Raw genomic sequence first — 22,814 nt, 5'->3', positions numbered from 1 at the left:
GGCCTCAAGATCAGACCTCGGGATCAGACCTCGGGATCGGCGAGACGACGACGCGCCTCGACCAGATCGGCCGCCGTGGTGACTTTGCCGTTCGCCGCGTCGCCGGCGACGACCAGCACCGCGACGTCGGGTCGGGCATGTCGCACCACTGAGCCGTCGTCGGTGGGAGCGAACTCCGGGTCGTTGCGCACACGTCGATGCGCGTCGAGGATCACCCCGAGACGAAACGCCTGCGGGGTCTGCACCAGTCTCATGTGCGACCGCGGCGGCGTCACCGCCAGCACCTCTGAACGGCGCCCGCCGACCTCTTCGTCACGCACTTCGATCACGGTGTCGGCGCTCGGCACCGCAGTGACCACCGCGTCTGCACGTTCGAGGCCTGCATCGACTCGCCTGAGCACCTTGGCGCTCACGAACGGACGTGCGGCATCGTGCAGAAAGACGCGCGTGTCGTCAGGCAGCCGACCGGCCAGATGCTCGACGGCGAGACGGGACGAGTCTCTGCGCTCGGCACCGCCGGGAATCACCGCACGCACCAGCGGATACCGACGAACGCCCGACCCGTCGTCGCCGACCAGCGCGCGCACCGCATCCACATGGTCGGGATGCATCACGACGAGCAGCTCGTCGAACAGGCCGCTGCGCTCGAACGCCTCGATGGTGTGCTCGATGAGCGGTCGCCCGGCGACCTCGGCCAGCTGCTTCGGCAGGCCGGCGCCCACGCGAGCACCCACTCCCCCGGCGAGCAGCACCCCGACGCGCATGACATCGGGCTCGACGGCCACAGTCACGCGTCGATCACGACCTCGACGATGCCCGGCTCTCCGGCCGCCACCAGACCGTCGAGGTCGGCGACGTCGCGCGCCTGATGGTAGGCCCATCCGTAGGCCGCGGCGGTCTCTCGCACGCGCAGCGGCTGCGGTGTGCGCACCACCCGCTCATAGAGCGCCGGGTCTGCGGTCGCGACCTCGAGGCCGGCGAAGATGCTGCCCCCGTGGTCGTTGACGACGATGATCTGCAGCGGCGGTGCGGCCTCGCACTCCGGGCGCAGCAGACCGCCCACATCGTGTGCGAAGGCGAGATCGCCGATGACCAGGCGGGTGAGCGCGCCAGCCCCGGCTGCGCGCCGTGCGTCAGCGACGCCCGAGGCGGCCGAGATCGTGCCGTCGATGCCGGCGAGACCTCGATGCCCGAACACGGGAACGGCACTCGCCTCCACTCGTTCGTCGGCCACGCGCACCATGTGCGACGAGGCGAGATAGATCGCATCGGCGCTCGGAGCATCGATGCGACTGTGCCGCCAGACCGCGTCGATGACCGCTTCGCGGGTGAGAGCCTCACCGGTCAGCGGCTCATCCGCAACGACAGACGCACCGGGGGCATCCGCTGCGCCGTCGCCGTGTGCGTCACCCCCCTGCGCGGTCGCTTCGAACCGCAGCAGGTCGACGCGACGCGCCCGATGCCCCGGAGAGAAGTGCTCACGCCCGGCCGGAGCCACCGCGATCACCTGCACGTCGGCGCGTTCGGCGAAGTGCCACACCTGCCGCGAGAGTGACGGCAGGCCGGTGACGATCATCCGGCACGCGCCGTCGGCTCCGTGATCGAGCCACTCTCGGTAGCCCTTGACGGTGTGCCACTGCCGCGCTCCCGACGTGATCTCGGCGATGACCGGCACGCCGACGTCACGAGCCGCTCGCACCAGATCGACGTCGGCGCCCAACCCGGCGACCAGCACGGTGCCGCGCGCCGGCACGGTGGCCGCCTCTTTGCGCGTCGCGTTCAGCAGCGGATGCTGTGGCCGCTCGTCGTCGATACGACGGCGCACCAGCGCCTGCAGCGCGCTCGTCTCGGTGTGGCGCCCCGACAGCGGCTCGACGAACTGCACGTTCACCTGCATGGGCCCGCGCAGCGAAACGTGTTCATCGTCGATGCCGGGTCGGTTGAGCTCGGCGAACGGCAGCACCTCGCAGGCGAGTCGAACCGCGAGCCCCACTGGATCGCGCGCGTAGTCCTCCTCAGCGAGGTCGTGGTCGAGCGTCGCCAGATCACCGAGGATGTTCGCCTGTCGAGTGGTCTGGTTGGCTCCGGTGCCGCGCAGCTCGGCCGGCCGGTCTGCGGTGAGCAGCAGCATCGGCACCTGTGCGCGAGCGGCCTCCATCGCGGCAGGCACCAGATTGCCGACAGCGCTGCCCGAGGTCGTGATCACGGCCGCCGGCCGCCGTGTGGCCATGCCGATGCCGAGCGCCAGAAACGCCGCATCTCGCTCGTCGATGCGCACATGCAGGTGAAGCAGGCCAGCGGCCTCGAGCTCTGCCGCGGCGAGCGCGAGCGCCTGAGACCGCGACCCCGGGCTCACGACGACGTGCTCGACGCCGCGCTCGACGAGCGCCAGCAGCAGGGCCGTTGCGAATTCGCTGGATGCCGCCACAGCGGCGGTCACTGATCGCCCTTCGAGGATTTGTCTCCGCCGTTCGGCCGATCGTTCTCTTCTTCGAGGTCGGACAGCTGCTGCTCGAGCCAGGCGATGCGCTCGTCTGCCGTCATGCCGTGCATCGCGCTCTCGCTGGGAAGCTCGGTCGTCGGGCGCACGCCGCCGGCGTCGCCGTGCGACGAGCCCGCACCACCGGGCCGACCCTGCTGTGCAGACGATGAGCCCTCGGCGGTCACCGATGCGCGCGGACGACCCGCGTACCACCAGAGCACCGCACCGATGACGGGCAGCAGCACGATCACGATCATCCACGCCCATTTCGGCATCACGCCGGTGGTGCCGCGAGGCGTCAGGGCGGCATCGATGAACGCCACCACCATGGCGGCCAGAGCCACGAGAGCGACGACGATTCCGATGCGTACCATGCCGTCTATCGTACGCGAGACCGCTGTCAGCGACCTGGGTGACGTATCTGATCTCGAATCTGGAGACGTGCCCGCACAGGCTCGTCATGAGCGGAGCCTCTAGACTCAAGGGCGTGAAAAAGCTTCCCGCCTGGCTCGTCTACACTCTGCTGCGCGTCGGCATCGTGCTGGTCGCGCTCATCATTCTGCTGCTTCTGGGGTTCAACCCGTTCGTCGCCGCGCTGATCGCCGTCGTCGTCGGCCTCTTGGTCTCATACCTCGTGCTCGGCAAACAGCGTCAGGCGTTCAGCGACGAGCTCGCCCGCCGCAAGGCTCACCCTGAAGAGGTGCGGGCGAAGCGTCGCCTCGGTCGTGTGGCCGACGACATCGAAGACGCCGAACTCGACGAGGCCGAGCGGCAGGCCGATGGCCGTGCAGACCGGCCGGCGAAGCCCGACGACGCTGCGAAGCCTGACGACGCTGCGAAGCCCGGCGCCTGAGCTCAGAACTGCAGGCCGACGGCGAGCAGCACCGCGAAGGCCAGCGCTCCGAGGCTGGTGAATTTCAGCGAGGCGATCTGGTCTCGCGGCGAGCGCGGATGCAGCCCACGCACCACGGCGAAGGCGACCGGCACCACCGCAGCCAGCGAGATCCACCCGAGTGACGCATCCGGATGCAGTGCGACCGCTGCGATGACGAAGGGCAGCCCGCACATCAGCAGGTAGGCGATGTTCGCATTGCGACGACCGAGACGGGCCGCGAGCGTGTGCTTGCCGGCCACGCGGTCGGTCTCGATGTCTCGGATGTTGTTGATCATCAGCACCGCGCACGAGAACAGCCCCATGGCCACGGCGGCCCACACGCCGACCCAGCTGGGCGCGCCGGTCTGCACGACCTCGGTGCCCATCGTGGCGACCAGACCGAAGAAGACGAAGACGGCGACCTCGCCGAGCCCCGCGTAGCCGTACGGGTGCGAACCGCCGGTATAGAACCAGGCTGCGACGATGGCCACCAGCCCGATGATCGGAAACCACCAGAACCCCGAGGCGAGCGACAGCCACAGGCCGAGCACTGCCGCCAGCCCGAAGCAGACGAAGGCCGCCGCCTTGACCACCAGGGGCTTCGCCAGCTTGCCGCCGGTCAGACGGGCCGGGCCGACGCGATGCTCATCGGTGCCGCGAATGCCGTCGGAGTAGTCGTTGGCGTAGTTCACCCCGATCTGCAGCAGCAGCGCCACCGCGAGCGCGAGCACCGCGAAGAGCAGGTTGAAGCGGCCGTAGTGACCGGCGACGCCAGACCCGGCCACGACCGGGGCGATCGCCAGGGGCAGCGTGCGCAGTCTCGCGCCTTCGAGCCAGTCGCCGAACGTGGCTCGGCGGGTCAGGGAACCGGAGGGATCCTGAAAGTTCATGCAGCGGGGGTCTTTCTCGTCAATTCGTCATCGATCAGTCATGAGACGGCCGGTCGTTCTGGTCAGATGGAGTCTTTGGGCGAGGGGCGCTGAGCTGCGAGCGCCGAACCCGCCAGCGCCTCTGCCGTCTCGTGCAGCGAGCGCAGATCGACCTTGCCGCTCGACAGCCGGGGCAGCCCGAAGGGGAAGTATGTGATGGCGGCGGCACCGGCATGGCGCCCCAGACGCTCGCGCAGCACGAGGTTCAGCTCTTCTCGCGTCATGCGCTTGACCCGGTTGCGCCCGTCGGCGTAGACGGCGAAGCGGGTGCCCCACTTCTCGTCGTCGAAGGGAACCGCGACGGCATCGTCCAGGCCGGGCAGGCTGTGCAGCACGTCGTGCACCTCGTTGAGGTCGAGTTTGACTCCACCCGTGATGATGGTCTGATCGTCGCGTCCGGTCACGGTCAACACTCCCTTAGTCAGGTCGCCGAGGTCGCCGGTGGCCAGCCACCGGCTGCCGCCGTGCTCGACGAAGGTCTGTGCAGTGCGCTCGGGGTCGGCGATGTAGCCGCTGGCAAGCACAGACCCCGAGACGAAGACGCTGCCGTCTCTGACTGCAAGTGTAGTGTCACCCACCCGCCGCTGCGAACCATCGGCGAGGGTGTACACACAGCCGCCGGCCGTCTCAGAGCTGCCATACGTCGTGACCACGTCGATGCCGGCGTCACGCGCGGCCTGCAGCAGACCGGGCGCCGAACGCTGCCCGCCGACCATGATGTGCGCATATCGACGCAGGGCGTCGAGCGTCGCCGGGTGCGCGGCGGCGTCTTCGAGCAGCACATGCAGCTGTGTCGGCACCAGTGCGGTGAGCAGGTGCGCGGCGGATGCGCTGGGGGCGTCCGCCCGCGCGGTCGCGTTCGACTGCGCCTCGGCAGCGGCCTGCGCCGCCAGCTCGTCGGTCGCCGCGACGAACGCCTCTGGGGTGAAGTGCCGATCGACGCAATCGCTGCGCAGGTGGTGTGCGACGACCGGGGTCGTGCCTGCTGCGAGCGACCTCACGAGCACCTGCAGCCCGGCGATATAGTGTGCCGGCAGGGCGAGCAGCCAGTGCCCTTCTCCGAGAATCTCGTTCGTGCCCCGTGCGCTCGACACCAAGGCCTGCGCCGAGAGCCCCACGCGCTTGGGACGCCCCGTCGACCCCGAGGTGCGAATGACGACGGCGACGTCGGGGTCGACGGCGACCTCCATGCCCTCGAGACCGCCGGCCTGCTCGACGAACGCACGCTCGGCATCCGCCGTCTCAGCGGGCGCCGGCAGCAGCGCCGGCCCCTGCCCGGCCAGCACGTCAGGCAACGCGGTGAACAGCGACATCGGGTCGGCGTCGACCACGACCAGCGGTCGCGCCAGCCCCGGTGCCGACGCCACCTCGAGCGGGGTCAGAACTGCCACGGGAACGGGCTCCAGTCAGGGTCGCGCTTCTGCAGGAACGAGTCGCGGCCCTCGACGGCCTCGTCGGTGCCATAGGCGAGGCGCGTGGCCTCGCCGGCGAAGATCTGCTGACCGACCATGCCGTCGTCTGCGGCGTTGAACGCGAATTTGAGCATGCGGATGGCCGTCGGCGACTTGGTCAGGATCACCCTCGCCTGTCGCAGTGCCTCGACCTCGATCTGGTCGTGATCGACGACGGTGTCCACCGCACCCATCTCATAGGCGCGCTGCGCGTCGTACTCCTCGGCCAGGAAGAAGATGCTGCGGGCGTTCTTCTGCCCCACCTGCCGGGCGAGCAGGGCCGACCCGTAGCCGGCGTCGAACGACCCCACGTTGGCGTCGGTCTGCATGAAGCGCGCGTGCTGGCGGCTCGCGATGCTGAGGTCGCAGACCACATGCAGCGAGTGGCCGCCGCCGGCTGCCCAACCGCCGACCACCGCGATGACGACTTTGGGCATGAACCGGATCAGCCGCTGCACTTCGAGAATGTGCAGGCGCCCCGAGCGGGCCTGGTCGGCGGCGTCGACGTGCGTCTCGTCGTCTGAGTATTTGTAGCCGTCGCGGCCGCGAATGCGCTGGTCGCCTCCCGACGAGAACGCCCAGCCGCCGTCTTTCGGGCTGGGGCCGTTGCCGGTCAGCAGCACGACACCGATGCGCGGGTTGCAGCGCGCGTCGTCGAGCGCACGATAGAGCTCGTCGACGGTGCGGGGGCGAAACGCGTTGCGCACCTCGGGCCGGTCGATCGCCACGCGCGCGATGCGCCCGCTGACGTCATGGTGGTAGGTGACGTCGGCGAAGTCTTCGAAGCCCGCGACTGCGCGCCACTGCGTCGCGTCGAAGGTCTCAGAGACCGATGCGGCCGCGTGTTCTGCCGCATGTTCTGGGGTGGATGCCGGGGTCGAGTTGTTCGCGTCGCTCACGACGCCGATTCTAGCGGTCGGTCTGGCCGAGCCGCACCGCGCACCACCTCGCGCAGAGCGGCGAGGGCTCCCGTGATCGGCTCGGCGTCGTCACTGCGCAAGTCACCCGGATGCGGCGTCCCGGCCGGCGGGCAGCCGTGTTTCCCAGTGGAAACATGCCTGGAAGAGCGCCGAAACAATACGTTCGTATAACAATGGTGGGTTCTCATTCCGTGCAGGTTCGACCGACACGGCTTCACCTCCCGTTCGGCAGAAGAGGTTCACAATGGCGTTGTCTGCCCTTCATGTGCCGTTGCAGCCGACTCGGCGGTGGAGCGGAGACGGCAGCGTGCCGAACCTCGGCGAAAGGCCGGCACCCGGATGAGCAAGCACACCACACCAGCCGCCAGAGTCGTCGACGTTGCCGTGGTCGGCGTCGGCACGATCGGCTCCATGGCGCTCTGGGCGCTCTCCACAGCACGACGGCGATCCGCGAGCACGCTGCGCGTGCTCGGCATCGAGCAGTACGGCACCGTACACACCCATGGGGCCTTCAGCGGAGAGTCCCGGCTGTTCCGCGTCGCCGCCAAAGAGGGACGCCACCTCACCCCGGCGCTGCTCGAAGCGCGCACCCGGTGGCTCGAGCTCGGGCGACTCGCAGCACGCGATCTCCTCATTCCGGCCGGCGCCATCCACATCGCTCCCAGCGGGCACCCGGATCTTCACGCGGCCTTGAGCGCCGCCGAGGAGTTCGACCTGCCCCACCGACACTTCGACGCCGACGACCTGCGACGTCAGTACCCTCAGTTCGCAGTCGACCACGGTGACGAGGGCTTCCTCGACGAGCTGGCCGGCGTCGTGCGCCCGGAGAGCGCGGTCTTCGCGGCCTCACGACAGGCTCAGGCCGACGGCGCCGAGGTGCTGTACAACACCGTCGTGACCTCGCTGAGTCCGACGGGCACCGGGGTTCGCATCGAGACCTCCGCCGGCGCGGTCGAAGCCGGTCACGTGATCGTGACGGCCGGCCCGTGGACGGCTCGTCTGGTGCCGGGCCTGAGCCGGATGCTGACGGTCGCGAACTTTGCACTGGCCTGGTTCATGCCCGCCGACATCTCGGCCTTCCTGCCCGCGAGGCTGCCGGGGTTCATGCGCGACTTCGGCGACATGCACGCCTTCGGCGCGCCGAGCATCGACGGCTTCAGCGTGAAGGTCAGCCCGCACCTGCACCTGCCGACGGTGGCCAATCCGGCCCGTCGCCCGATGACTCTCTCGCGAGAGCAGCTGCGCTGGCTCGGCACTCAGGCGCAGCGCATCTTCCCGAGTCTCGATCCCGAGCCCGTCCGGTGGTCGGTGCACCCCGACTCTCAGAGCCCTGACAGTCGGCCGATCATCGACACCATCGGCGAGGGACGGATCTCGATCGCCGCCGGCATGTCGGGCAACGGCTTCAAGTTCGCTCCCGTCTGGGGTCAGGCCGTCGCCGATCTGGCGCTCACCGGTGCGAGCCCGTGGCAGGATGCGGAGTTCACGCTGGCGCATCACGCCGACCCCGTGGACTGAACCGCATGCCGCCGGTCGCGCGCGGTCACAGCAGCCGGCGGGCGAGCGCCCACGCGGTCAGCTCGTGCCGTGACGACATCTGCAGCTTGCGCAGCACCGATGAGACATGCGTCTCGACGGTCTTGACCGAGATGAAGAGGTCGGCCGCGATCTCTCTGTAGGTGTAGCCCTGTGCGATCAGGCGCAGCACCTGCTGCTCGCGCCGGGTGAGCCGGTCGAGTTCGTCGTCGGCCTGCGCGGTCTCTCCGCTGGCCGCTCCGAACGCGTCGAGCACGAACCCGGCGAGGTGCGGCGAGAAGACCGCGTCGTCGTCGGCCACCCGCCGTACCGCGTCAGAGACCTCTTCGGCCGAGGAGCTCTTCGTGATGTAGCCGCGAGCACCGGCGCGAATCACTCGCACGACGTCTTCGGCCGAGTCCGAGACGCTCAGCGCGAGAAAGCGCGTGTGCGGCGCCGAACGCTGCGAGCGCTCGATCACCTCTGCTCCGCCACCGCCCTGGCCACCGGGCAGATGCACGTCGAGCAGCACGATCTGCGGCTGGGTCTCACCGATCACCCGTATGGCGGCGTCGACGTCGGGAGCCTCACCGACCACTGCCAGGTCGCCGGCGAGCGACTCGCGCAGCCCCGCCCGAAAGATCGAGTGGTCTTCGACCAGCACGACGCTGATGCGTGCTTCGTCCGTCTCGTTCATCTGCCGCCCCGCTCCGTCGTCATAGCGTCCTGCTCGTCGAGGGTGAGCACCACGCGCGTACCGTGACCGCCCGGGCCTGCGGTGATGCGCGCCTGCCCGCCAGACCGCCGCATGCGCGCGATGATCGACGAGCGGATGCCATGTCGGTCATCGGGAATCGCACCGAGATCGACCCCCGGGCCGCGATCGGTCACCGTCACGCTCAGCCGGCGTCGTGGCGTCGCATCCGCAGCCGCCGCACCCGCGTCGAAGCCGCCCTCGACCAGCACCGAGATGCGCCCGCCGGCGTGCCGGGCGGCATTCGTCATCGCCTCGTTTGCGGCTGCGACCAGGGCGTCGGCACCGCCGCTCCCGCGCAGCGCCCCGGTGACCACGACATCCCCGATCGTCACCACGTCGAAGGTGCAGCCGTGCTCCTCGTCCAGCCGCTCTGCGATCGCGCGCAGCCGTGCGCCGACGTCGCTCGGTTCGGCACGCTCCTCGTCTGAGAGTCCGGTGTCGCGCACGAACAGCCAGTCGCGCAGCTCGCGTTCCTGGCGTCGGGCGATGCGTGCGACGTCGCTGTCCGGGGCAGACTTCTGCCGGATCAGCGCCAGAGACTGCAGCACCGAGTCATGCAGATGCGCGGCGATGTCGGCCCGTTCGTTCGCCCGAGCACGCTCCGCCCGCTCGTTGGCCAGCGTGCGCATCACTTTGACGACCCACGGCGCCAGTGCGACGCCGGCACCTGCCAGCACCGCAAGCGCGCCGCCGAGCACGCCGGTGGGTCGCCCCTCGCCGCCCGGCAGCACGAGCAGGATCACACCGACCACGACGAGCGCCGCGCCGCCGATGACCTGCCAGGTCACCTCCCGCGTTCCGGCTGCGCCGTCGCTGATGAGCCGACGCCAGGCCAGCACCAGGCCCACGACGGCGATCGCGGCGGGAATCAGAATCTGCAGCGGCACGCTGCCGGTCGCCACGGCGATGGCGAGCCCGAGCAGCCCGCCGCCGATCAGCAGCGGCACGGCCGGGTTGAAACGACGGCTGGTGGAAGGTGCGGGATCCGACGTTGTCCGAGCTGCATCGCCGGGTCGCTGCAGGATGCTGCCCGCGACCGAGGCGGCCGGTGGCTGACGTGCCGGGTCGGCGGCGTCCGGCACCAACAGCCACAGCCAGAAATAGAGCACGATGCCGGCGCCGCCGAAGAGGGCCGCGACCACCATGCCGATGCGCACAGCCTGCACCGAGACGTGCAGATGCTCCGCGAGCCCCGCACACACGCCGCCGAGCACACGCGGGCGCGTGCGCAGCATCCGGCGCTGCGAGACGGGTAGGCTCATGCCTCCATCCAACCACGGACGCCTGCGGGGATTGGTCGCTCTCTGCCGCGATCGCACGAAAAACGGCCGCTGAGACACAATCCGTGGCGGCAAAGCACAATCCCCGCAGGGGAGAGTGCCCTGAGCAGAAATCAGGGTGATCCCTGATAGCGGCGGCCCCGGCTCGGCACGCACACTGGTGAACATGAACGCTCACCCCACACCTCCAGCGCCCGACGGCCCTGCCGACGCCGGCCACTCCGGCGACGGCGCCCAGACAGACCATGGAGCCCAGACAGACCGCGGCGACCAGAGCCGGCAGACCGGCTTCTTCCCCTGGCTGCGCGGCCTCGGGGTGACCCGTGGCGAAGACCGATGGTTCGCGGGCGTGTGCTCCGGCATCGCGCATCGCTTCGGCATCGACCCGCTGATCGTACGCGGCATCGCCATCGCGCTCTTCTTCGTCGGCGGCATCGGCGTGCTCACCTACCTCGCGGCCTGGCTGCTGCTGCCGGCGGCCGACGGTCGCATCCATCTCGAAGAGGCGCTGCAGGGCCGCGCGAGCACCGGGGTGTGGGTGGGTCTCGGCGCCGTCGTACTGCTGCTGCTCACCCCGATCGGCGGTCACGGGTTCGGCATCGGCTGGTTCTGGGATGACGATGTGCTGCACCTGTCGGGCCTCGCCATCGCCCTGCGCGTGATCTGGACGATCGCGGTCACCGCCGCGCTGATCTGGCTGGTGGTCTGGCTGATCCGGCGCGCGAGCCGGTCGGGCGGCGGCCCTCAGCCCACCGCATACGACGACGCTGCGCAGCAGACCCGTGACGCCTTCTCTGACGCCGCACAACAGTCGAAGGCCGCGTTCGCCGCCGCGAACGACCAAGGTCGTGCGCAGGCGAGAGCAGCGCACGAAGAGGCCCGAGCACGCGGGCGGCAGCAGGCCGAGCAGGTGCGGATGCAGGGTCAGGCGGCAGCGGAACGCGCACGTCTCTCGTATGAACGCAGCCGGCCGGGCAGCGCGGCCGTCTCGATCGGCTTCGGCATCGCGCTCGTCGTCGGTGGGGCGGTCGGCGGTCTCGCGCCGATGATCAGCTCGGAGGTCAGCGCGCTCACCGCCGTCGCACTCGGATTCGCCGCGGCACTGCTCGTGCTCGGCGTCACGATCACGGTTCTCGGGCTGATGGGTCGACGCGGCGGCGTGCTGAGCTTTCTCGCCGTGGTCGCCGCCGCCGGCACGCTGACGCTCAGCCCGCTGACCGTCGTGCGCACCGGACCCATAACGGTCGCAGGCGACGCGCACTGGAGCGTACAGCCGAGCGACCTGGTCGACGAGGCGTCGGCACCGTCGTTCTCCATGGTCGCCTCGACCGGCCGGCTCGATCTTGGGGCGCTCGACGACGCTTCGCACACCCCGGCGCCGATCGACGTCTCAAGCACGGCCGGCACACTGTCTCTGATGATTCCCGATTCGGGCACGTTCCGCATCGTGACGACGGCCACCGTCAGCACACTGAACCAAGACGCACTGCCCGGCGGTGAGCCCGAGCAGCGCTCGGGTCTCGGCTTCAGCTCGATCACCGTGGTGCGCGACGGTCGGGTCGTGTCAGGCGACACCGACGATTCTGCGGGCGTGACCGTCAACGCGCATCTGATCGCCTCGACGATGAGCCTGCAGCCGGCACGATGACCCTCGGCCACCCGCACGAACGCGCCGAGCCCGCTCCCCAATCCTCTTCTCGAAAGGTCATTCCGATGTCACTTCCCACCACACCCGAACCGCACGATCCCGACCAGCGGCCGAAGACGAACCGCGAAGACATGCACGACACCCTGCCGCTGCACGAGCCGCTCGGCGCGACCACGGCATCCGCCGCAGCTGGTGCGCCCCCTGCGGCTGGTGCGCCCGCTGCGCCCGCCGACGCACCGACTCAGGTGCAGGCGCCGGGACGCCCCGGCCCGCGCATCGGCACCGTCGTCTGGGGGCTGATCGTCATCGTGGCGGCTGTGCTCGTGGTCGCCTCGCTCACACTGCCGTTCACGATCGACCCGACCATCGCGATCATCTCGGTGCTGATCGGCTTCGGCGCGCTGCTGATCATCGGGGGCATCTGGGCCGCGATCAGTCAGCGCGCCGATCGACGTTAGTCGGTCTGCCGGGCAGCAGCCGCTGCGGCAGGCCTGCCGTCGGTCTCGACGCTCGGCGTGCCCCGCCCGCCGAAGTGGTTCGGCCGCTGATAGAGCAGGGCGACCAGCCCGGCCACCGTCAGAGCGACCGCGGGCAGGATTATTGAGTCAGACATCGCACTGGTGAAGCCGGTGGCGACGATCTCGGGCAGCGAGCCTGCGGAGCCTCCGGCGCTGGCAGCCTCAGACGCACCGGGCAGGTAGTGATCGAGTCGCGATGTCATCACGGCGGCGATCGCCGCGGCGCCGATGACGCCGCCCATCTGGCGAGCCGTGTTGAAGACGCCGGATGCCGCTCCCGCCAGCTTCATCGGCAGGTTTCGGGTGGCCGTGGCGCTGACCGGCCCCCACATGAAGGCGTTGCCGAGACCGAGAATCATCGACGGCACGAGCAGCAGCTGCCACGGCGTGTCTGTGTGCATGACGAGCAGGTAGGCCCACATGCCCAGCGCCGAGCACAGCGTGCCCGTCGCCGCGAGGAGGCGCGGGTGCACCCGGTCGGTCAGCCGCCCCGAGATCGGGGCCAGCAGCATGCCGAGCACCGAGGCGGGCAGGGTCATCAGCGCTGACTGAGTCGGAGTGAGGCCTCGGACGATCTGAAAGTAGTAGATCAGCGGGATGAACATCGCCGTGATGCCCAGACCGATCAGCGTGATCGTCGTGGTCGAGACCGAGAAGTTGCGATCGCGGAAGAGCTGCAGCGGCACCAGCGGGGCAACGCGCTCTGCGCGCTGCCAGAGCACGAACGCGATCAGGAAGACCACTCCGCCGATGATCGACAGCACCACCCACACGTTCCAGTCGTAGCGGTTGCCCTCCTGGATGCCGAAGACCAGCAGGAACACGCCGATCGCGGAGAGCGCCACGCCCACCCAGTCGAAGCTCTCGCGGTGCGACTTGAGGTCGGGCACCAGCCAGACGGCGAGCACGAAGCCGATGACGCCGATCGGCACGTTGACGACGAAGATCCACTCCCAGCCCAGACTGTCGACCAGCAGACCGCCCAACAGCGGCCCGACCAGCGTGGCCAGACCGGCGACCGAGCCCCAGACCGCCATGGCGCTGCCACGGCGATGCGGCGGAAACACCCGCTGCACCACGGCCATGGTCTGCGGCGTCATCAGCGCCCCACCAATCCCCTGGATCGTTCGCGCCAGGATGATGTTGACGAAGCCGCTGCCCGGCAGCCAGCCGGAGAGACCGCACCACAGCGAAGCGAGGGTGAAGATCACCAGCCCGACCAGGTAGACCCGCTTCGGGCCGAAACGGTCGCCGAGACGACCAGCCACCAGCATCGGCACCGAATAGGCGAGCAGGTATGCAGAGGTGACCCAGATCACCTCGTTGACGTCGAGGCCCAGCCCGTGCTGGATGCTCGGGTTCGCGACCGACACGATGGTCGTGTCGATCAGGATCATGAAGAAGCCGATGATCAGCGCCCACAGCGCCGGCCACGGGCCGTGTGGGGTCTCAGGGGGCGTCATGACGTCGTGGTCAGACGGTTTTGCGGTGTTCACTTGTTCTCCCATTCGAGGTGCTCGGTGCGGATGTCGTGGATCAGCTGACGGGTCCAAGTCAGGTCTGCTGTCACGAGGGCTTTTCGATAGTGGGCGCCGAGCAGATACCGGCGTGCGGCGCCGGCAGCCTCGGCACTGGCGAGGTTCGAATCGATGAGCGCCTCGATCTCGCTGAGATGCTCGACTCGGCGCTGCAGCAGTTCGACGATCAGCGGCGCAGGCAGATGATGTGCTTCGGCGATCGCCACGGCGAACACCGGGTGTTCGTCAGCCGGCGTCTTCAGCAGGTCAGCGACCCGATCGCGCAGAGCCTCGATGCCCGCTTCGGTGGCCTCGTACGCGGTGCGTTCGGGCCGGTTGCCCTCACACTGCGTGCCGACCGCGCGAATGAGCTGCTGTTCGGCCAGGCGGTTCACTGTGTGGTAGAGCGTGCCGGTGGTGAGACGCAAGTATCGGTCGGCCCCACGGCTGAGCATCACCTGCTGCAGCTCGTACGGGTGCGTCGCCCCTTGCTCTTCGAGCAGAGCGATGACCATGATCGCCATCGAGCTCAGTGGCCGGTCTCTGGGCATGCGTCACTCCTGTCGGCATCAAGCTGGAACGTGCTGTGTGCTGCGTCATGCGTGCCGCAGCACCTCTCAGCACGACAGATGCGAGCATACTCCACTTCGAATACTCCATGTCAAATACACTCATGTCTCTTCAGATGACCCCTGCTCGCACCGTGATCGGAGCACCGCGATCGAAGCATCGCACTGACGCTGAGCACCCGGCACGCAGAGCGTCACAGCCGCCGTGGAGTAACGTGGGCACATGAGCACACTGCCCTCGCTCGACGAGCTGCTTGAGACGCTGCAAGTCGTCTCGCTGCCCATGAACACGCCTTTTCGCGACGTTACGGTGCGTGAGGCCGCGCTCTTCGAGGCGCCCGGCGGCTGGGTCGAGTTCTCACCATTTCTGGAGTACGAGACCGCCGAGGCGAGCACGTGGCTGGCCGCCGCGCTCGACGCCGGCTGGCAGACGCAGCCCGAGCCGGTGCGGCACAGCGTGCCGGTCAACGCCACGATGCCTGCCGTGCCCGCCTCACAGGTGCCCGAGGTCATGGCGCGCTACGGCGATCTCGCCGGGCTGCACACGGTCAAAGTGAAAGTGGCCGCGCACGGCGAGGCCCTCGAAGACGACCGAGCCCGCCTGCGAGCCGTTCGAGAGGTCGTCGGCGACGACGTGCGCATCCGCATCGACGTCAACGGGCGCTGGTCGCTCGACGAGGCCTTCGCCGCGCTCACCCAGCTCGAGCGCTTCGGACTCGAGTACGCCGAACAGCCGGTCGCGACGGTCGAAGAGCTCGCCCGGCTGCGCGAGATGCTCGCGAACGCCGCAGTCGCTGTGCCGATCGCGGCAGACGAGAGCATCCGCAAGGCCGAAGACCCGATGCGGGTCGCCGCGCTCGGTGCCGCCGACCTCATCATCGTGAAGGCCCAGCCGCTCGGCGGCGCACGCAGAGTGCTCGATATCGTGCGAGAGACCGGGCTTCCCGCGGTCGTCTCGTCGGCGCTCGACACGGCGGTCGGCATCGCCTTCGGCGCGCGCGTGGCGGCCGCACTGCCGGCGCTCGAGCACGCCTGCGGGCTCGGCACCGGTGCGTTCTTCGATCGGGATGTCGTGGCCGGCCCGCTGGTGCACGACTTCGCGATCGCCCCGGGGTGGCCCGAGGTCGATGCGGATGCGCTGCGCCAGCTCGACGCCGGCACGGCACGCACCGGATGGTGGCGCGAGCGGATCGCTGACTGCTACGCGCAGCTCACGCGCGATTCGCCCGACGCCGACTGAGCCGGAGGCCTTGCCCGAGCGGGTCAGCCGAGCCCGGAGTAGGCGTGCAGCCCCTTGAACAGCGTGTTCACCACGCCGAAGTTGAAGAGCACGCAGGCGAACCCGATGATGGCCAGCACCGCCGCGCGAGTGCCGCGCCAGCCGCGGGTCGCGCGGGCATGCAGGTAGCCCGCGTAGACCACCCAGATGATGAGCGTCCAGGTCTCTTTAACGTCCCAGCCCCAGTAGCGGCCCCAGGCCTTCTGCGCCCAGATCGCGCCGAAGATCAGCGTGAACGTCCAGAGCACGAAGCCGATGATGATCACCGTGAACGAGAGCTGCTCGAGCTTCTCGCTGGACGGCAGCGCATCGAGGTAGGCGTTCTTTCGGCGCTGGTCTTTGGGTTTGGCCTCACGTCGGGCCTGCACGAGCTGCAGTGCGCTCAGTGCGGCGCCCACCGCGAAGAAGCCGGTGCCGAGAATGGCCACCAGCACGTGGATCACGATCCAGGCCGACTCCAGTGCGGGCATCAGCGGTTTGACCGCGGTGTACCAGATGGTCGTCGCGAGCAGCAGCACGATCACGAGAAACCCGGTGACGAACATGCCGGTGAAGCTGACGTCGCGCCAGAGATTCACAAACAGATAGACGCCTGCGATGATCGCGACCGCAGTGATCGAGAACTCGTGCATGTTCGACCAGGGCACACGCTGTGCCGCAACGCCGCGCAGCACGACCGCCGCCACGATGACGACGAACCCGAGCCATGACAGCGATGTGCCGATGCGCAGGCTCTTGTGTGTGTGCGCCGATGCCCGCCCCGCCGTACGAACCGCGAAGTCGTACGCATAGAAGATGAATGCGAGGCCGAAGATGATGCCGGCGGTGACGACCGCGGTCATCGACCATTCCTCGAGTTGCGCCAGATCCATGGTTGCTTAGCCTAGCCCTTCTTCACCGCGTCGCCAGCCTGGGGCCGGTTGTCGTTCGTGTCGTCGTGCGCCTGTGCGAGACGGGCGGCGATGCTGCGCACCGCGTCTTCGAGCAGGTGGTCGTCGCCGCGAGCGAGGCCGCCGATCTCGAAGACCGTGCGCGTGCCGTCGGCGGATGCCGTCTCGCCTTCGCCTGCCGGGTTCGGCCCGGCTGCGGGCACGGGTTCGCTCCACGCGCGCACCCAGATGCGGCGACGGGGCACGAAGAGCGAGGCGATGAGCCCCGCGGCCGCGAGGAGCGCGAAGCCGAGCACCCACACCTGGCTCGCATCGTGACGCATCTCGAGGCTGACGTATGGCCGCACCTCGTCGAAGGTGACCGTGCCACGGCCGCCCGGCAGGTCGACGGTCTGCCCGGGTGTCAGCCGCAGAGACTTCGCCACGCTGCCGCCGTCGCCGGAGTTCGGGCCGCCGGCGATCTGTTCGAGACCGTCGGGGTCGAGGGTGTAGACCGATTTGGGTTCGCCCTGGTCGACGCCGAGGTCGCCCACGTAGACGTTGAGGCTGAGCACCGGGTTGTCCAGCGCCGGGTAGACCGACATCGACATGCCCTCGTGCGCCGACGCCTCAGTGGGATAGAAATAGCCGAGCATGCCGATCTGCTGCGGAGCCACGTCGGTGACCTTCACCACACCCATCGAGGTGAGGTTGGAATCCTGCGGCAGGAACGGAACGGGGTCGGAGAACACGACCTGCCCCTGTGGGTCGCGCACGGTGATCTTGGGCGCATAGCCGTTGCCGAGCAGAAAGACGTCGGTGCCGTCGACGTTCAGCGGCTGGTTGACCTTGATCTGGCCGGGCGCTTCGCTGCCGTCGGCGTGGTGCACGGTCACGTCTGCGGTGTAGTCGAGCGGCTGTCCGTAGGCACCGCTCTTGATGTCGGTCATCGTCTCGGCGTACTTCGTCTCGAACGAGTCCAGGGTGATGGCGAACGGCTTCAGCCGCTCCGAAGAGAACCAGCGGCCCGGGCTGAACGAGTCGTAGCTGCTCAGCGTGTTCGGAAAGGTGCCGCCCTGCACGATCACGCGCTGTCCGTGATACGAGATGCCGCCGCCGATGCCGACGGCGATCAGCACGCCGACCAGGGCGACGTGAAAGAGCAGGTTGCCGGTCTCGCGCAGATAGCCGCGCTCGGCGCTCACGCTCACTGCGGCGGGCCAGCCCTTCGACTCGGGTCGGTCATAGCGGGCACGGCGGTAGTGGCGCCCGGCCAGCAGCCGATCTGCTGTGGCGATCACCTGTTCTGGCGTCGCGGCCACGGCATCCGCCGTCGACGGCAGCTCGACGCGCTGGTAGCCGGCCAGACGACTCAGCCGCACCGGCGTCTTCGGCGGCTTCGAGAAGAGCGCCTTGGCGTGCAGCTTGATGCGCGGCACGATGCAGCCGATCAGCGAGATGAACAGCAGCAGGTAGATCGCCGAGTACCACGGCGACGCGTACACGTCGAAGAGGCTCAGTTTGTCGAGCACCGGCGCGAGGTCGGGATGCTCGTTGAAGTACTTGGTGACGCCGTTGGGATCGGCGCCGCGCTGCGGCACGATCGAGCCAGGCACCGATGCGATCGCCAGCAGCAGCAGGAGCAGCAGGGCGATGCGCATGCTGGTCAGCTGTCGCCAGAGAAACCGCAGCCAGCCGACGAAGCCGAGTTTGACATCCTGCGGCAGTGCCTCGGTCTGCCGGCCGGTCGACAGCGTGGTCGCCCGGGCGTCGGCCTCGGCCCGAGCACGGTCGGCGGCGGAGGCCTTCTTCGCGGCCTCGGCCTGCTCGGCCTCGGCGGAGTTCTCAGATGAGCGTGACATATGCACCGATCCATCCTTGCAGAGTGTTGATCCACGCGGTCCACAGGCCGGTGGCGAGAGCGAGGCCGAGCACGATCAGCAGCGCGCCGCCTGCCAGATTGATCGCGCGCACGTGTCGACGGGCCCAGCCCAGCGAACGGTTGGCCCATCCCCACCCGGCGGCGATCAGCAGAAAGGGCACGCCGAGCCCGAGCGCGAATGCGAAGCTGAGCACGGCGCCGACCCAGGCGTCGCCGCTGGTGAAGCTGAGCGTCTGGATCGCGGCGAGCACCGGGCCCATGCACGGCGTCCAGCCGAGCCCGAACACGATGCCGAGCAGGGGCGCGCCGATCAGACCGAGCCGCGGCTGCCAGCCGGGCTTGATCGTGCGCTGCATGAATCCGAATCGTCCGACGAAGACCAGACCGAGCGCCATCACCAGCACACCGAGCGCCCGAGTCACGATCTTCTCGTACGAGAGCAGGAACATGCCGAGCGTGCCGATCGCCCCGCCCACGATCACGAAGACCAGGGCGAAGCCGAGCACGAAGAGCAGCGCTCCGACGAGAGTGCGCGAGCGGCTGGGTGATGTCAGCGGCTGAGTCGCGGTCTGAGTCGCGGGGGATGTCGAGGCAGGAGTCGAGGGCCGAGCCGAGGCCTGCTGCCCCGGCGTCACCGCCCCCACATAGGCGAGGTATCCCGGGATCAGCGGCAGCACGCACGGAGACAGAAAACTGACCAGCCCCGCGAGCAGCGCGATCGGCACGCCCGCCCACAGCGACCCAGAGAGCACGATCTCGGCGAGAGAGCCGCCCATCTACTCGGCCACGGCAGTCTTGATCAGCGCCCGCAGCGTGCCGGCGTCGAGCTGCCCGAGAATCGTCGCGGTGACCCGGCCGTCGCGACCGATCACCACGGTCGTCGGAACGGCCTTCGGCGGCACGCCGGCCGCGGCGAAGGCGGCCTGAACGGTGCCTCCGGCCGCCTCGGCGTCGAGCACCGAGGGATAGTCGATGCCGTAGTTGCGCTCGAAGGCCTGCGCGGTCTCGCCGCCGTCGCGAACGTTCACGCCCAAGAACTCCACGCCCTGCGATTCGAACTCGCTGTGCAGCGTCTTCAGGTCGCCGGCCTCAGCACGGCACGGAGGGCAGGCCGCGTACCAGAAATTCACCACCGAGACTTTGCCAGAGAGGTCGTCCTGGGTGACCTGCCGGCCGTCTTCGGTCGTGCCCGAGAAGGTGACGGGTGCCGGGCGCTGGTCGGCGGCGAACTCTTTCACCGCGCCGGTGCCCGAGATGTAGCCCTTGTCGGCCGAGTCGCCGTACTGCTGTTCGGCGAGCGGGTCTGCGTTCGAGCACGCCGCCAGCGAGAGGGCGACGCCTGCTGCGAGCGCAGCGGCGACCAGACGGCGGATGCCGCGGCCGGCCGCTCGGCGTGCCTGCGGTCGGTCTGCGCTCTGCTGGGCGGCACGGTGCGGTGCGAAACGGTTCTGCGCGAAACGGCTGTCGTGGTGACGGATGCCCGGGGTCATACGGCTCCCTGGTCGATGCTGGGCACATCCGCCGCCGGATCGCAGTAGGCGACCTCGTGGAACACGTCGTGCTCTGGGTCGTACTCGAAGCTGGTCACGCTCGAGAGCGCGCAGCGGCGGTGTGCGGGGTTGTGAAAGAGCGCGTCGCCGGCGATCGCACGATGCGCCATCCAGATGGGCGACTGATGGCTGACCATCACGATGTCGGCGTCGGGATCGGCGTCCAGGCCGGCATCCTGCGCCCGGTGGTCGTCGACCTCCCGCTGACGCGCAAGCCAGGCGGCGCGCATCACGTCGATCATGCGATTGGCGATGTGCCGATAGGGCTCGCCCCAGCTCGGGCGGAAGGGGTTGTAGACCCGGCGCCACTCTTTGGGGTCTCGCAGCAGGTGCAGGCCCGGTTTGCGAGCCGTGCCCTCGTACTGGTTGCCGGCTTCGATGAGGCGATCGTCGGTCTGCAGCGGCAGACCGGTGAGATCGACGAACGGCGCGGCAGACTCCTGCGCGCGCTGCAGCGGCGATGCATAGAGCGCAGCGATCGGGCGGCCGTCGTCGACGAGCGCCCGGGCTGTGGTCTTCGCCATCAGCTCGCCGCGGTCGGACAGCCGGAACCCGGGCAGCCGCCCGTAGAGCACGCCGTCGGGGTTGAAGACTTCGCCGTGGCGCACCAAATGGATGCGTCTGGGAGACATATGCGGCATTCTACGCAACCGTGCCCGCGCGTGCGAGTCGGCGAGCCGCGTCACCAGCGGGGATCACAGCCGCCTGCGCCGATCTTGCGCAGACCGAGCGATTCAGTCCAATCCGTGGCGGCGAAGTCCAATCCGCGCAGGTGACACCGAGCCTGGCACGGCTCGGCACAGTAGAATCGACGGGACATCACATTCTTCGGAAGGACATCTGTGCTGCGTACGCACGAGGCCGGGTCGCTCGGCAAAGACTTGGTAGGAAAGACCGTCACGCTGGCAGGGTGGGTCGATCGTCGGCGCGACCACGGCGGCGTCGCATTCATCGATCTGCGTGACTCGACCGGCATCGCTCAGGTCGTCATCTATGACGAGGCCGTCGCACACCCGCTGCGCAGCGAGTTCGTGGTCAAGGTCGTCGGCGATGTGCGTCTGCGCCCCGAAGGCAACGCGAACGAGAAGCTTGCCACCGGCGAGGTCGAGGTCGTCGCCACCGAGGTCGAGGTGCTCGCGCCCTCCGCCGCCCTCCCCTTCCAGGTCTCCACCGCCCTGGCCGGCACCGAAGAGACCGAGAGCGTCAGCTCCGATGTGCGGCTCAAGTACCGCTACCTCGACCTGCGTCGTCCGGCACCGGCGAAGGCCCTGCGCCTGCGCGCCGCGGTCAGCCGCGCCGCCCGCAGCGTGTTCGACGCGCACGGTTTCGTCGAGGTCGAGACCCCCACCCTGACGAGGTCGACGCCTGAAGGCGCTCGCGACTTCGTGGTTCCCGCACGTCTGTCGCCGGGCAGCTGGTACGCCCTGCCGCAGTCGCCTCAGCTGTACAAGCAGCTGCTGATGGTCGCTGGTCTCGAGCGCTACTACCAGATCGCCCGCTGCTACCGCGACGAAGACTTTCGCGCCGACCGCCAGCCCGAGTTCACCCAGCTCGACGCCGAGCTGAGCTTCGGCGGGCAGGAAGACGTCATCGCTCTGGCCGAAGACGTGCTGACCGCAGTCTGGGCCGAGATCGGCGTCGAAATTCCCCGACCGATCCCTCGCCTGCCCTATGCCGACGCCATGCGCCTCTATGGTTCGGACAAGCCCGACCTGCGCTTCGGCAATCCGATCACCGAGCTGACCGACTTCTTCGCAGACACCCCGTTCCGCGTCTTCCAGGCCCCGTATGTGGGTGCCGTGGTCTACGAGGGCGGCGCGTCGCTGCCGCGTCGCCAGTTCGACGCCTGGCAGGATTGGGCCCGTTCGCGCGGTGCGCGCGGCCTCGCCTACGTGACGTTCAAAGAAGACGGCACCCTGGCCGGCCCCGTGGCCAAGAACATCTCGGAGTCTGAGCGCGACGGTCTCGCCGCCGCCGTCGGTGCGAAGCCCGGCGACGCGGTCTTCTTCGCCGCCGGATCGGTCAAGCCCTCGCAGGAGCTGCTCGGCGCGGCCCGTGTCGAGATCGCCCGCCGCAACGGCCTGCTGAACGACGACGAGTTCTCGTTCGTCTGGATCGTCGACTTCCCGATGTTCAAGCGCGTCGGCGAAGAGGGCGATGACGACGTGGCCGTCGGCGCCGGCGCCTGGACGAGCGAACATCACCCCTTCACGAAACCGACCCCCGAGTGGATCGACCGCTTCGAAGAAGATCCTGAGCACGCGCTCTCGACCGCCTACGACATCGTCTGCAACGGCAACGAGATCGGCGGAGGCTCCGAGCGCATCCACCGCACCGACGTGCAGGAGCGCATCTTCGAGTTCCTCGGCATCTCGGCCGAAGACGCTCAGGAGAAGTTCGGCTTCCTGCTCAACGCCTTCAAGTTCGGGGCTCCGCCGCACGCGGGCATCGCCTTCGGGTGGGACCGCATCAACGCCCTGCTCTCGCGCACCGATTCGATTCGCGACGTCATCGCGTTCCCGAAGTCGGGTAACGGCCAGGATCCGCTGACCGGCGCCCCGGCCCCGATCTCTGCGCAGCAGCGCAAGGAGGCCGGCGTCGACGCGAAGCCAGAGAAGAAGGGCGACGCGCAGCAGCCCGATCAGAAGTCGGCTGTCGCAGAATAGCCACTGACGTCGAGACCGCGGCCGACCAGCGCCGCAGGGCCGGAGCGTTGCGTCTCGTGACAGAGACGTTCCGCTTCGGCTCTTTCGCGCTGTGCGGTCAGCGAGTAC

21 protein-coding genes are annotated in these 22,814 nt (G+C 68.9%); 6 read left to right on the top strand and 15 right to left on the bottom strand.

Going from position 1 to position 22,814, the window contains the following annotated elements; all coding sequences use genetic code 11:
* Positions 1 to 23: 23 nt before the first annotated feature.
* Genes F8O09_RS07805 through F8O09_RS07795 form a run of 3 tightly spaced genes read right to left on the bottom strand, consistent with a single transcriptional unit; the run spans position 24 to position 2,856 of the window.
* Positions 24 to 791 carry an IspD/TarI family cytidylyltransferase gene (locus F8O09_RS07805; protein WP_192497619.1) on the bottom strand — a complete coding sequence of 256 codons (768 nt, stop codon included), beginning with the start codon at positions 789 to 791 and terminating at the stop codon, positions 24 to 26.
* Positions 788 to 2,440, bottom strand: a complete 1,653-nt coding sequence (gene menD, locus F8O09_RS07800; protein ID WP_192497618.1) for a 2-succinyl-5-enolpyruvyl-6-hydroxy-3-cyclohexene-1-carboxylic-acid synthase — start codon at positions 2,438 to 2,440, stop codon at positions 788 to 790. Before menD ends, F8O09_RS07805 begins: the two co-directional genes overlap by 4 nt.
* On the bottom strand, positions 2,437 to 2,856 hold the full coding sequence (locus F8O09_RS07795; RefSeq protein WP_158054745.1) for a PLD nuclease N-terminal domain-containing protein: 420 nt from the start codon (positions 2,854 to 2,856) through the stop codon (positions 2,437 to 2,439). The genes menD and F8O09_RS07795 overlap by 4 nt, the downstream gene beginning before the upstream one ends.
* A gap of 113 nt (positions 2,857 to 2,969) precedes the next feature.
* Here F8O09_RS07795 and F8O09_RS07790 point away from each other — a divergent pair, with 113 nt between their 5' ends.
* Complete coding sequence (locus tag F8O09_RS07790) at positions 2,970 to 3,335, top strand: DUF4229 domain-containing protein (protein WP_192496574.1); 366 nt, start codon at positions 2,970 to 2,972, stop codon at positions 3,333 to 3,335.
* A 2-nt stretch (positions 3,336 to 3,337) separates the two neighbouring features.
* Here F8O09_RS07790 and F8O09_RS07785 read toward each other — a convergent pair whose 3' ends face one another.
* The 3 genes from F8O09_RS07785 to F8O09_RS07775 form a co-directional block, all read right to left on the bottom strand.
* Positions 3,338 to 4,246: a 1,4-dihydroxy-2-naphthoate polyprenyltransferase gene (locus tag F8O09_RS07785; protein ID WP_158043152.1), complete on the bottom strand. Its 909-nt coding sequence runs from the start codon at positions 4,244 to 4,246 to the stop codon at positions 3,338 to 3,340.
* Positions 4,247 to 4,308: 62 nt separating this feature from the next.
* Positions 4,309 to 5,676, bottom strand: a complete 1,368-nt coding sequence (locus F8O09_RS07780; RefSeq protein ID WP_158054743.1) for an AMP-binding protein — start codon at positions 5,674 to 5,676, stop codon at positions 4,309 to 4,311.
* Positions 5,664 to 6,635 carry a 1,4-dihydroxy-2-naphthoyl-CoA synthase gene (locus F8O09_RS07775; RefSeq protein WP_158030325.1) on the bottom strand — a complete coding sequence of 324 codons (972 nt, stop codon included), beginning with the start codon at positions 6,633 to 6,635 and terminating at the stop codon, positions 5,664 to 5,666. The genes F8O09_RS07780 and F8O09_RS07775 overlap by 13 nt, the downstream gene beginning before the upstream one ends.
* A 360-nt stretch (positions 6,636 to 6,995) precedes the next feature.
* On the opposite strand from F8O09_RS07775, the gene F8O09_RS07770 reads away from it, so the two are divergent.
* Positions 6,996 to 8,174 (top strand): FAD-dependent oxidoreductase, encoded by a 1,179-nt coding sequence (locus tag F8O09_RS07770; RefSeq protein WP_158054741.1) that lies wholly within the window; start codon positions 6,996 to 6,998, stop codon positions 8,172 to 8,174.
* Between the two features lie 25 nt (positions 8,175 to 8,199).
* Here F8O09_RS07770 and F8O09_RS07765 read toward each other — a convergent pair whose 3' ends face one another.
* On the bottom strand, positions 8,200 to 8,868 hold the full coding sequence (locus F8O09_RS07765) for a LuxR C-terminal-related transcriptional regulator (protein ID WP_158054739.1): 669 nt from the start codon (positions 8,866 to 8,868) through the stop codon (positions 8,200 to 8,202).
* A complete protein-coding gene (locus F8O09_RS07760) occupies positions 8,865 to 10,190 on the bottom strand; it encodes an ATP-binding protein (RefSeq protein ID WP_158054737.1) in 1,326 nt (441 codons plus the stop codon). Before F8O09_RS07760 ends, F8O09_RS07765 begins: the two co-directional genes overlap by 4 nt.
* A 184-nt stretch (positions 10,191 to 10,374) precedes the next feature.
* Between F8O09_RS07760 and F8O09_RS10595 the strand changes: the two genes are divergently transcribed.
* Positions 10,375 to 11,856 (top strand): PspC domain-containing protein, encoded by a 1,482-nt coding sequence (locus F8O09_RS10595; protein WP_158054736.1) that lies wholly within the window; start codon positions 10,375 to 10,377, stop codon positions 11,854 to 11,856.
* Positions 11,857 to 11,921: 65 nt separating this feature from the next.
* Positions 11,922 to 12,314 (top strand): hypothetical protein, encoded by a 393-nt coding sequence (locus tag F8O09_RS07750; protein ID WP_158054734.1) that lies wholly within the window; start codon positions 11,922 to 11,924, stop codon positions 12,312 to 12,314.
* Here F8O09_RS07750 and F8O09_RS07745 read toward each other — a convergent pair.
* Positions 12,311 to 13,837 carry an MFS transporter gene (locus F8O09_RS07745; protein ID WP_158055005.1) on the bottom strand — a complete coding sequence of 509 codons (1,527 nt, stop codon included), beginning with the start codon at positions 13,835 to 13,837 and terminating at the stop codon, positions 12,311 to 12,313. The two genes, F8O09_RS07750 and F8O09_RS07745, sit on opposite strands and share 4 nt — an antisense overlap.
* Before the next feature lie 29 nt (positions 13,838 to 13,866).
* Positions 13,867 to 14,442 carry a PadR family transcriptional regulator gene (locus tag F8O09_RS07740; RefSeq protein ID WP_158054733.1) on the bottom strand — a complete coding sequence of 192 codons (576 nt, stop codon included), beginning with the start codon at positions 14,440 to 14,442 and terminating at the stop codon, positions 13,867 to 13,869.
* Between the two features lie 241 nt (positions 14,443 to 14,683).
* On the opposite strand from F8O09_RS07740, the gene F8O09_RS07735 reads away from it, so the two are divergent.
* Complete coding sequence (locus F8O09_RS07735; protein WP_158054731.1) at positions 14,684 to 15,700, top strand: o-succinylbenzoate synthase; 1,017 nt, start codon at positions 14,684 to 14,686, stop codon at positions 15,698 to 15,700.
* Positions 15,701 to 15,723: 23 nt separating this feature from the next.
* Here the strand turns inward: F8O09_RS07735 and ccsB are convergent, their stop codons facing one another.
* Genes ccsB through F8O09_RS07710 form a run of 5 tightly spaced genes read right to left on the bottom strand, consistent with a single transcriptional unit; the run spans position 15,724 to position 20,672 of the window.
* A complete protein-coding gene (gene ccsB, locus F8O09_RS07730; protein WP_158054729.1) occupies positions 15,724 to 16,611 on the bottom strand; it encodes a c-type cytochrome biogenesis protein CcsB in 888 nt (295 codons plus the stop codon).
* Between the two features lie 11 nt (positions 16,612 to 16,622).
* A complete protein-coding gene (locus F8O09_RS07725; RefSeq protein ID WP_225732940.1) occupies positions 16,623 to 18,470 on the bottom strand; it encodes a cytochrome c biogenesis protein ResB in 1,848 nt (615 codons plus the stop codon).
* A complete protein-coding gene (locus F8O09_RS07720; RefSeq protein WP_158054727.1) occupies positions 18,454 to 19,266 on the bottom strand; it encodes a cytochrome c biogenesis CcdA family protein in 813 nt (270 codons plus the stop codon). Before F8O09_RS07720 ends, F8O09_RS07725 begins: the two co-directional genes overlap by 17 nt.
* On the bottom strand, positions 19,267 to 19,980 hold the full coding sequence (locus tag F8O09_RS07715; protein WP_158054725.1) for a TlpA family protein disulfide reductase: 714 nt from the start codon (positions 19,978 to 19,980) through the stop codon (positions 19,267 to 19,269). It lies immediately after the preceding gene.
* Complete coding sequence (locus F8O09_RS07710) at positions 19,977 to 20,672, bottom strand: histidine phosphatase family protein (RefSeq protein WP_158030335.1); 696 nt, start codon at positions 20,670 to 20,672, stop codon at positions 19,977 to 19,979. Before F8O09_RS07710 ends, F8O09_RS07715 begins: the two co-directional genes overlap by 4 nt.
* A gap of 210 nt (positions 20,673 to 20,882) precedes the next feature.
* On the opposite strand from F8O09_RS07710, the gene aspS reads away from it, so the two are divergent.
* On the top strand, positions 20,883 to 22,706 hold the full coding sequence (gene aspS / locus F8O09_RS07705; protein WP_158030336.1) for an aspartate--tRNA ligase: 1,824 nt from the start codon (positions 20,883 to 20,885) through the stop codon (positions 22,704 to 22,706).
* Positions 22,707 to 22,814: the final 108 nt, after the last annotated feature.

This window comes from Pseudoclavibacter sp. CFCC 11306, from assembly GCF_008831235.1.
Lineage (GTDB): Bacteria > Actinomycetota > Actinomycetes > Actinomycetales > Microbacteriaceae > Pseudoclavibacter_A.
The sequence above is the reverse complement of the archived record's forward strand: the minus strand, read 5'-3'. Positions and strand labels throughout refer to the sequence as shown.

What these genes read in the sequence shown, in the direction of transcription:
- F8O09_RS07795 (WP_158054745.1), bottom strand. Translation starts at nt 2,856, where the DNA reads ATGGTACGCATCGGAATCGTCGTCGCTCTCGTGGCTCTGGCCGCCATG.
- F8O09_RS07785 (WP_158043152.1), bottom strand. Translation starts at nt 4,246, where the DNA reads ATGAACTTTCAGGATCCCTCCGGTTCCCTGACCCGCCGAGCCACGTTC.
- F8O09_RS07770 (WP_158054741.1), top strand. Translation starts at nt 6,996, where the DNA reads ATGAGCAAGCACACCACACCAGCCGCCAGAGTCGTCGACGTTGCCGTG.
- F8O09_RS07765 (WP_158054739.1), bottom strand. Translation starts at nt 8,868, where the DNA reads ATGAACGAGACGGACGAAGCACGCATCAGCGTCGTGCTGGTCGAAGAC.
- F8O09_RS07760 (WP_158054737.1), bottom strand. Translation starts at nt 10,190, where the DNA reads ATGAGCCTACCCGTCTCGCAGCGCCGGATGCTGCGCACGCGCCCGCGT.
- F8O09_RS10595 (WP_158054736.1), top strand. Translation starts at nt 10,375, where the DNA reads ATGAACGCTCACCCCACACCTCCAGCGCCCGACGGCCCTGCCGACGCC.
- F8O09_RS07750 (WP_158054734.1), top strand. Translation starts at nt 11,922, where the DNA reads ATGTCACTTCCCACCACACCCGAACCGCACGATCCCGACCAGCGGCCG.
- F8O09_RS07745 (WP_158055005.1), bottom strand. Translation starts at nt 13,837, where the DNA reads ATGACGCCCCCTGAGACCCCACACGGCCCGTGGCCGGCGCTGTGGGCG.
- F8O09_RS07740 (WP_158054733.1), bottom strand. Translation starts at nt 14,442, where the DNA reads ATGCCCAGAGACCGGCCACTGAGCTCGATGGCGATCATGGTCATCGCT.
- F8O09_RS07735 (WP_158054731.1), top strand. Translation starts at nt 14,684, where the DNA reads ATGAGCACACTGCCCTCGCTCGACGAGCTGCTTGAGACGCTGCAAGTC.
- ccsB (WP_158054729.1), bottom strand. Translation starts at nt 16,611, where the DNA reads ATGGATCTGGCGCAACTCGAGGAATGGTCGATGACCGCGGTCGTCACC.
- F8O09_RS07725 (WP_225732940.1), bottom strand. Translation starts at nt 18,470, where the DNA reads ATGTCACGCTCATCTGAGAACTCCGCCGAGGCCGAGCAGGCCGAGGCC.
- F8O09_RS07720 (WP_158054727.1), bottom strand. Translation starts at nt 19,266, where the DNA reads ATGGGCGGCTCTCTCGCCGAGATCGTGCTCTCTGGGTCGCTGTGGGCG.
- F8O09_RS07715 (WP_158054725.1), bottom strand. Translation starts at nt 19,980, where the DNA reads ATGACCCCGGGCATCCGTCACCACGACAGCCGTTTCGCGCAGAACCGT.
- F8O09_RS07710 (WP_158030335.1), bottom strand. Translation starts at nt 20,672, where the DNA reads ATGTCTCCCAGACGCATCCATTTGGTGCGCCACGGCGAAGTCTTCAAC.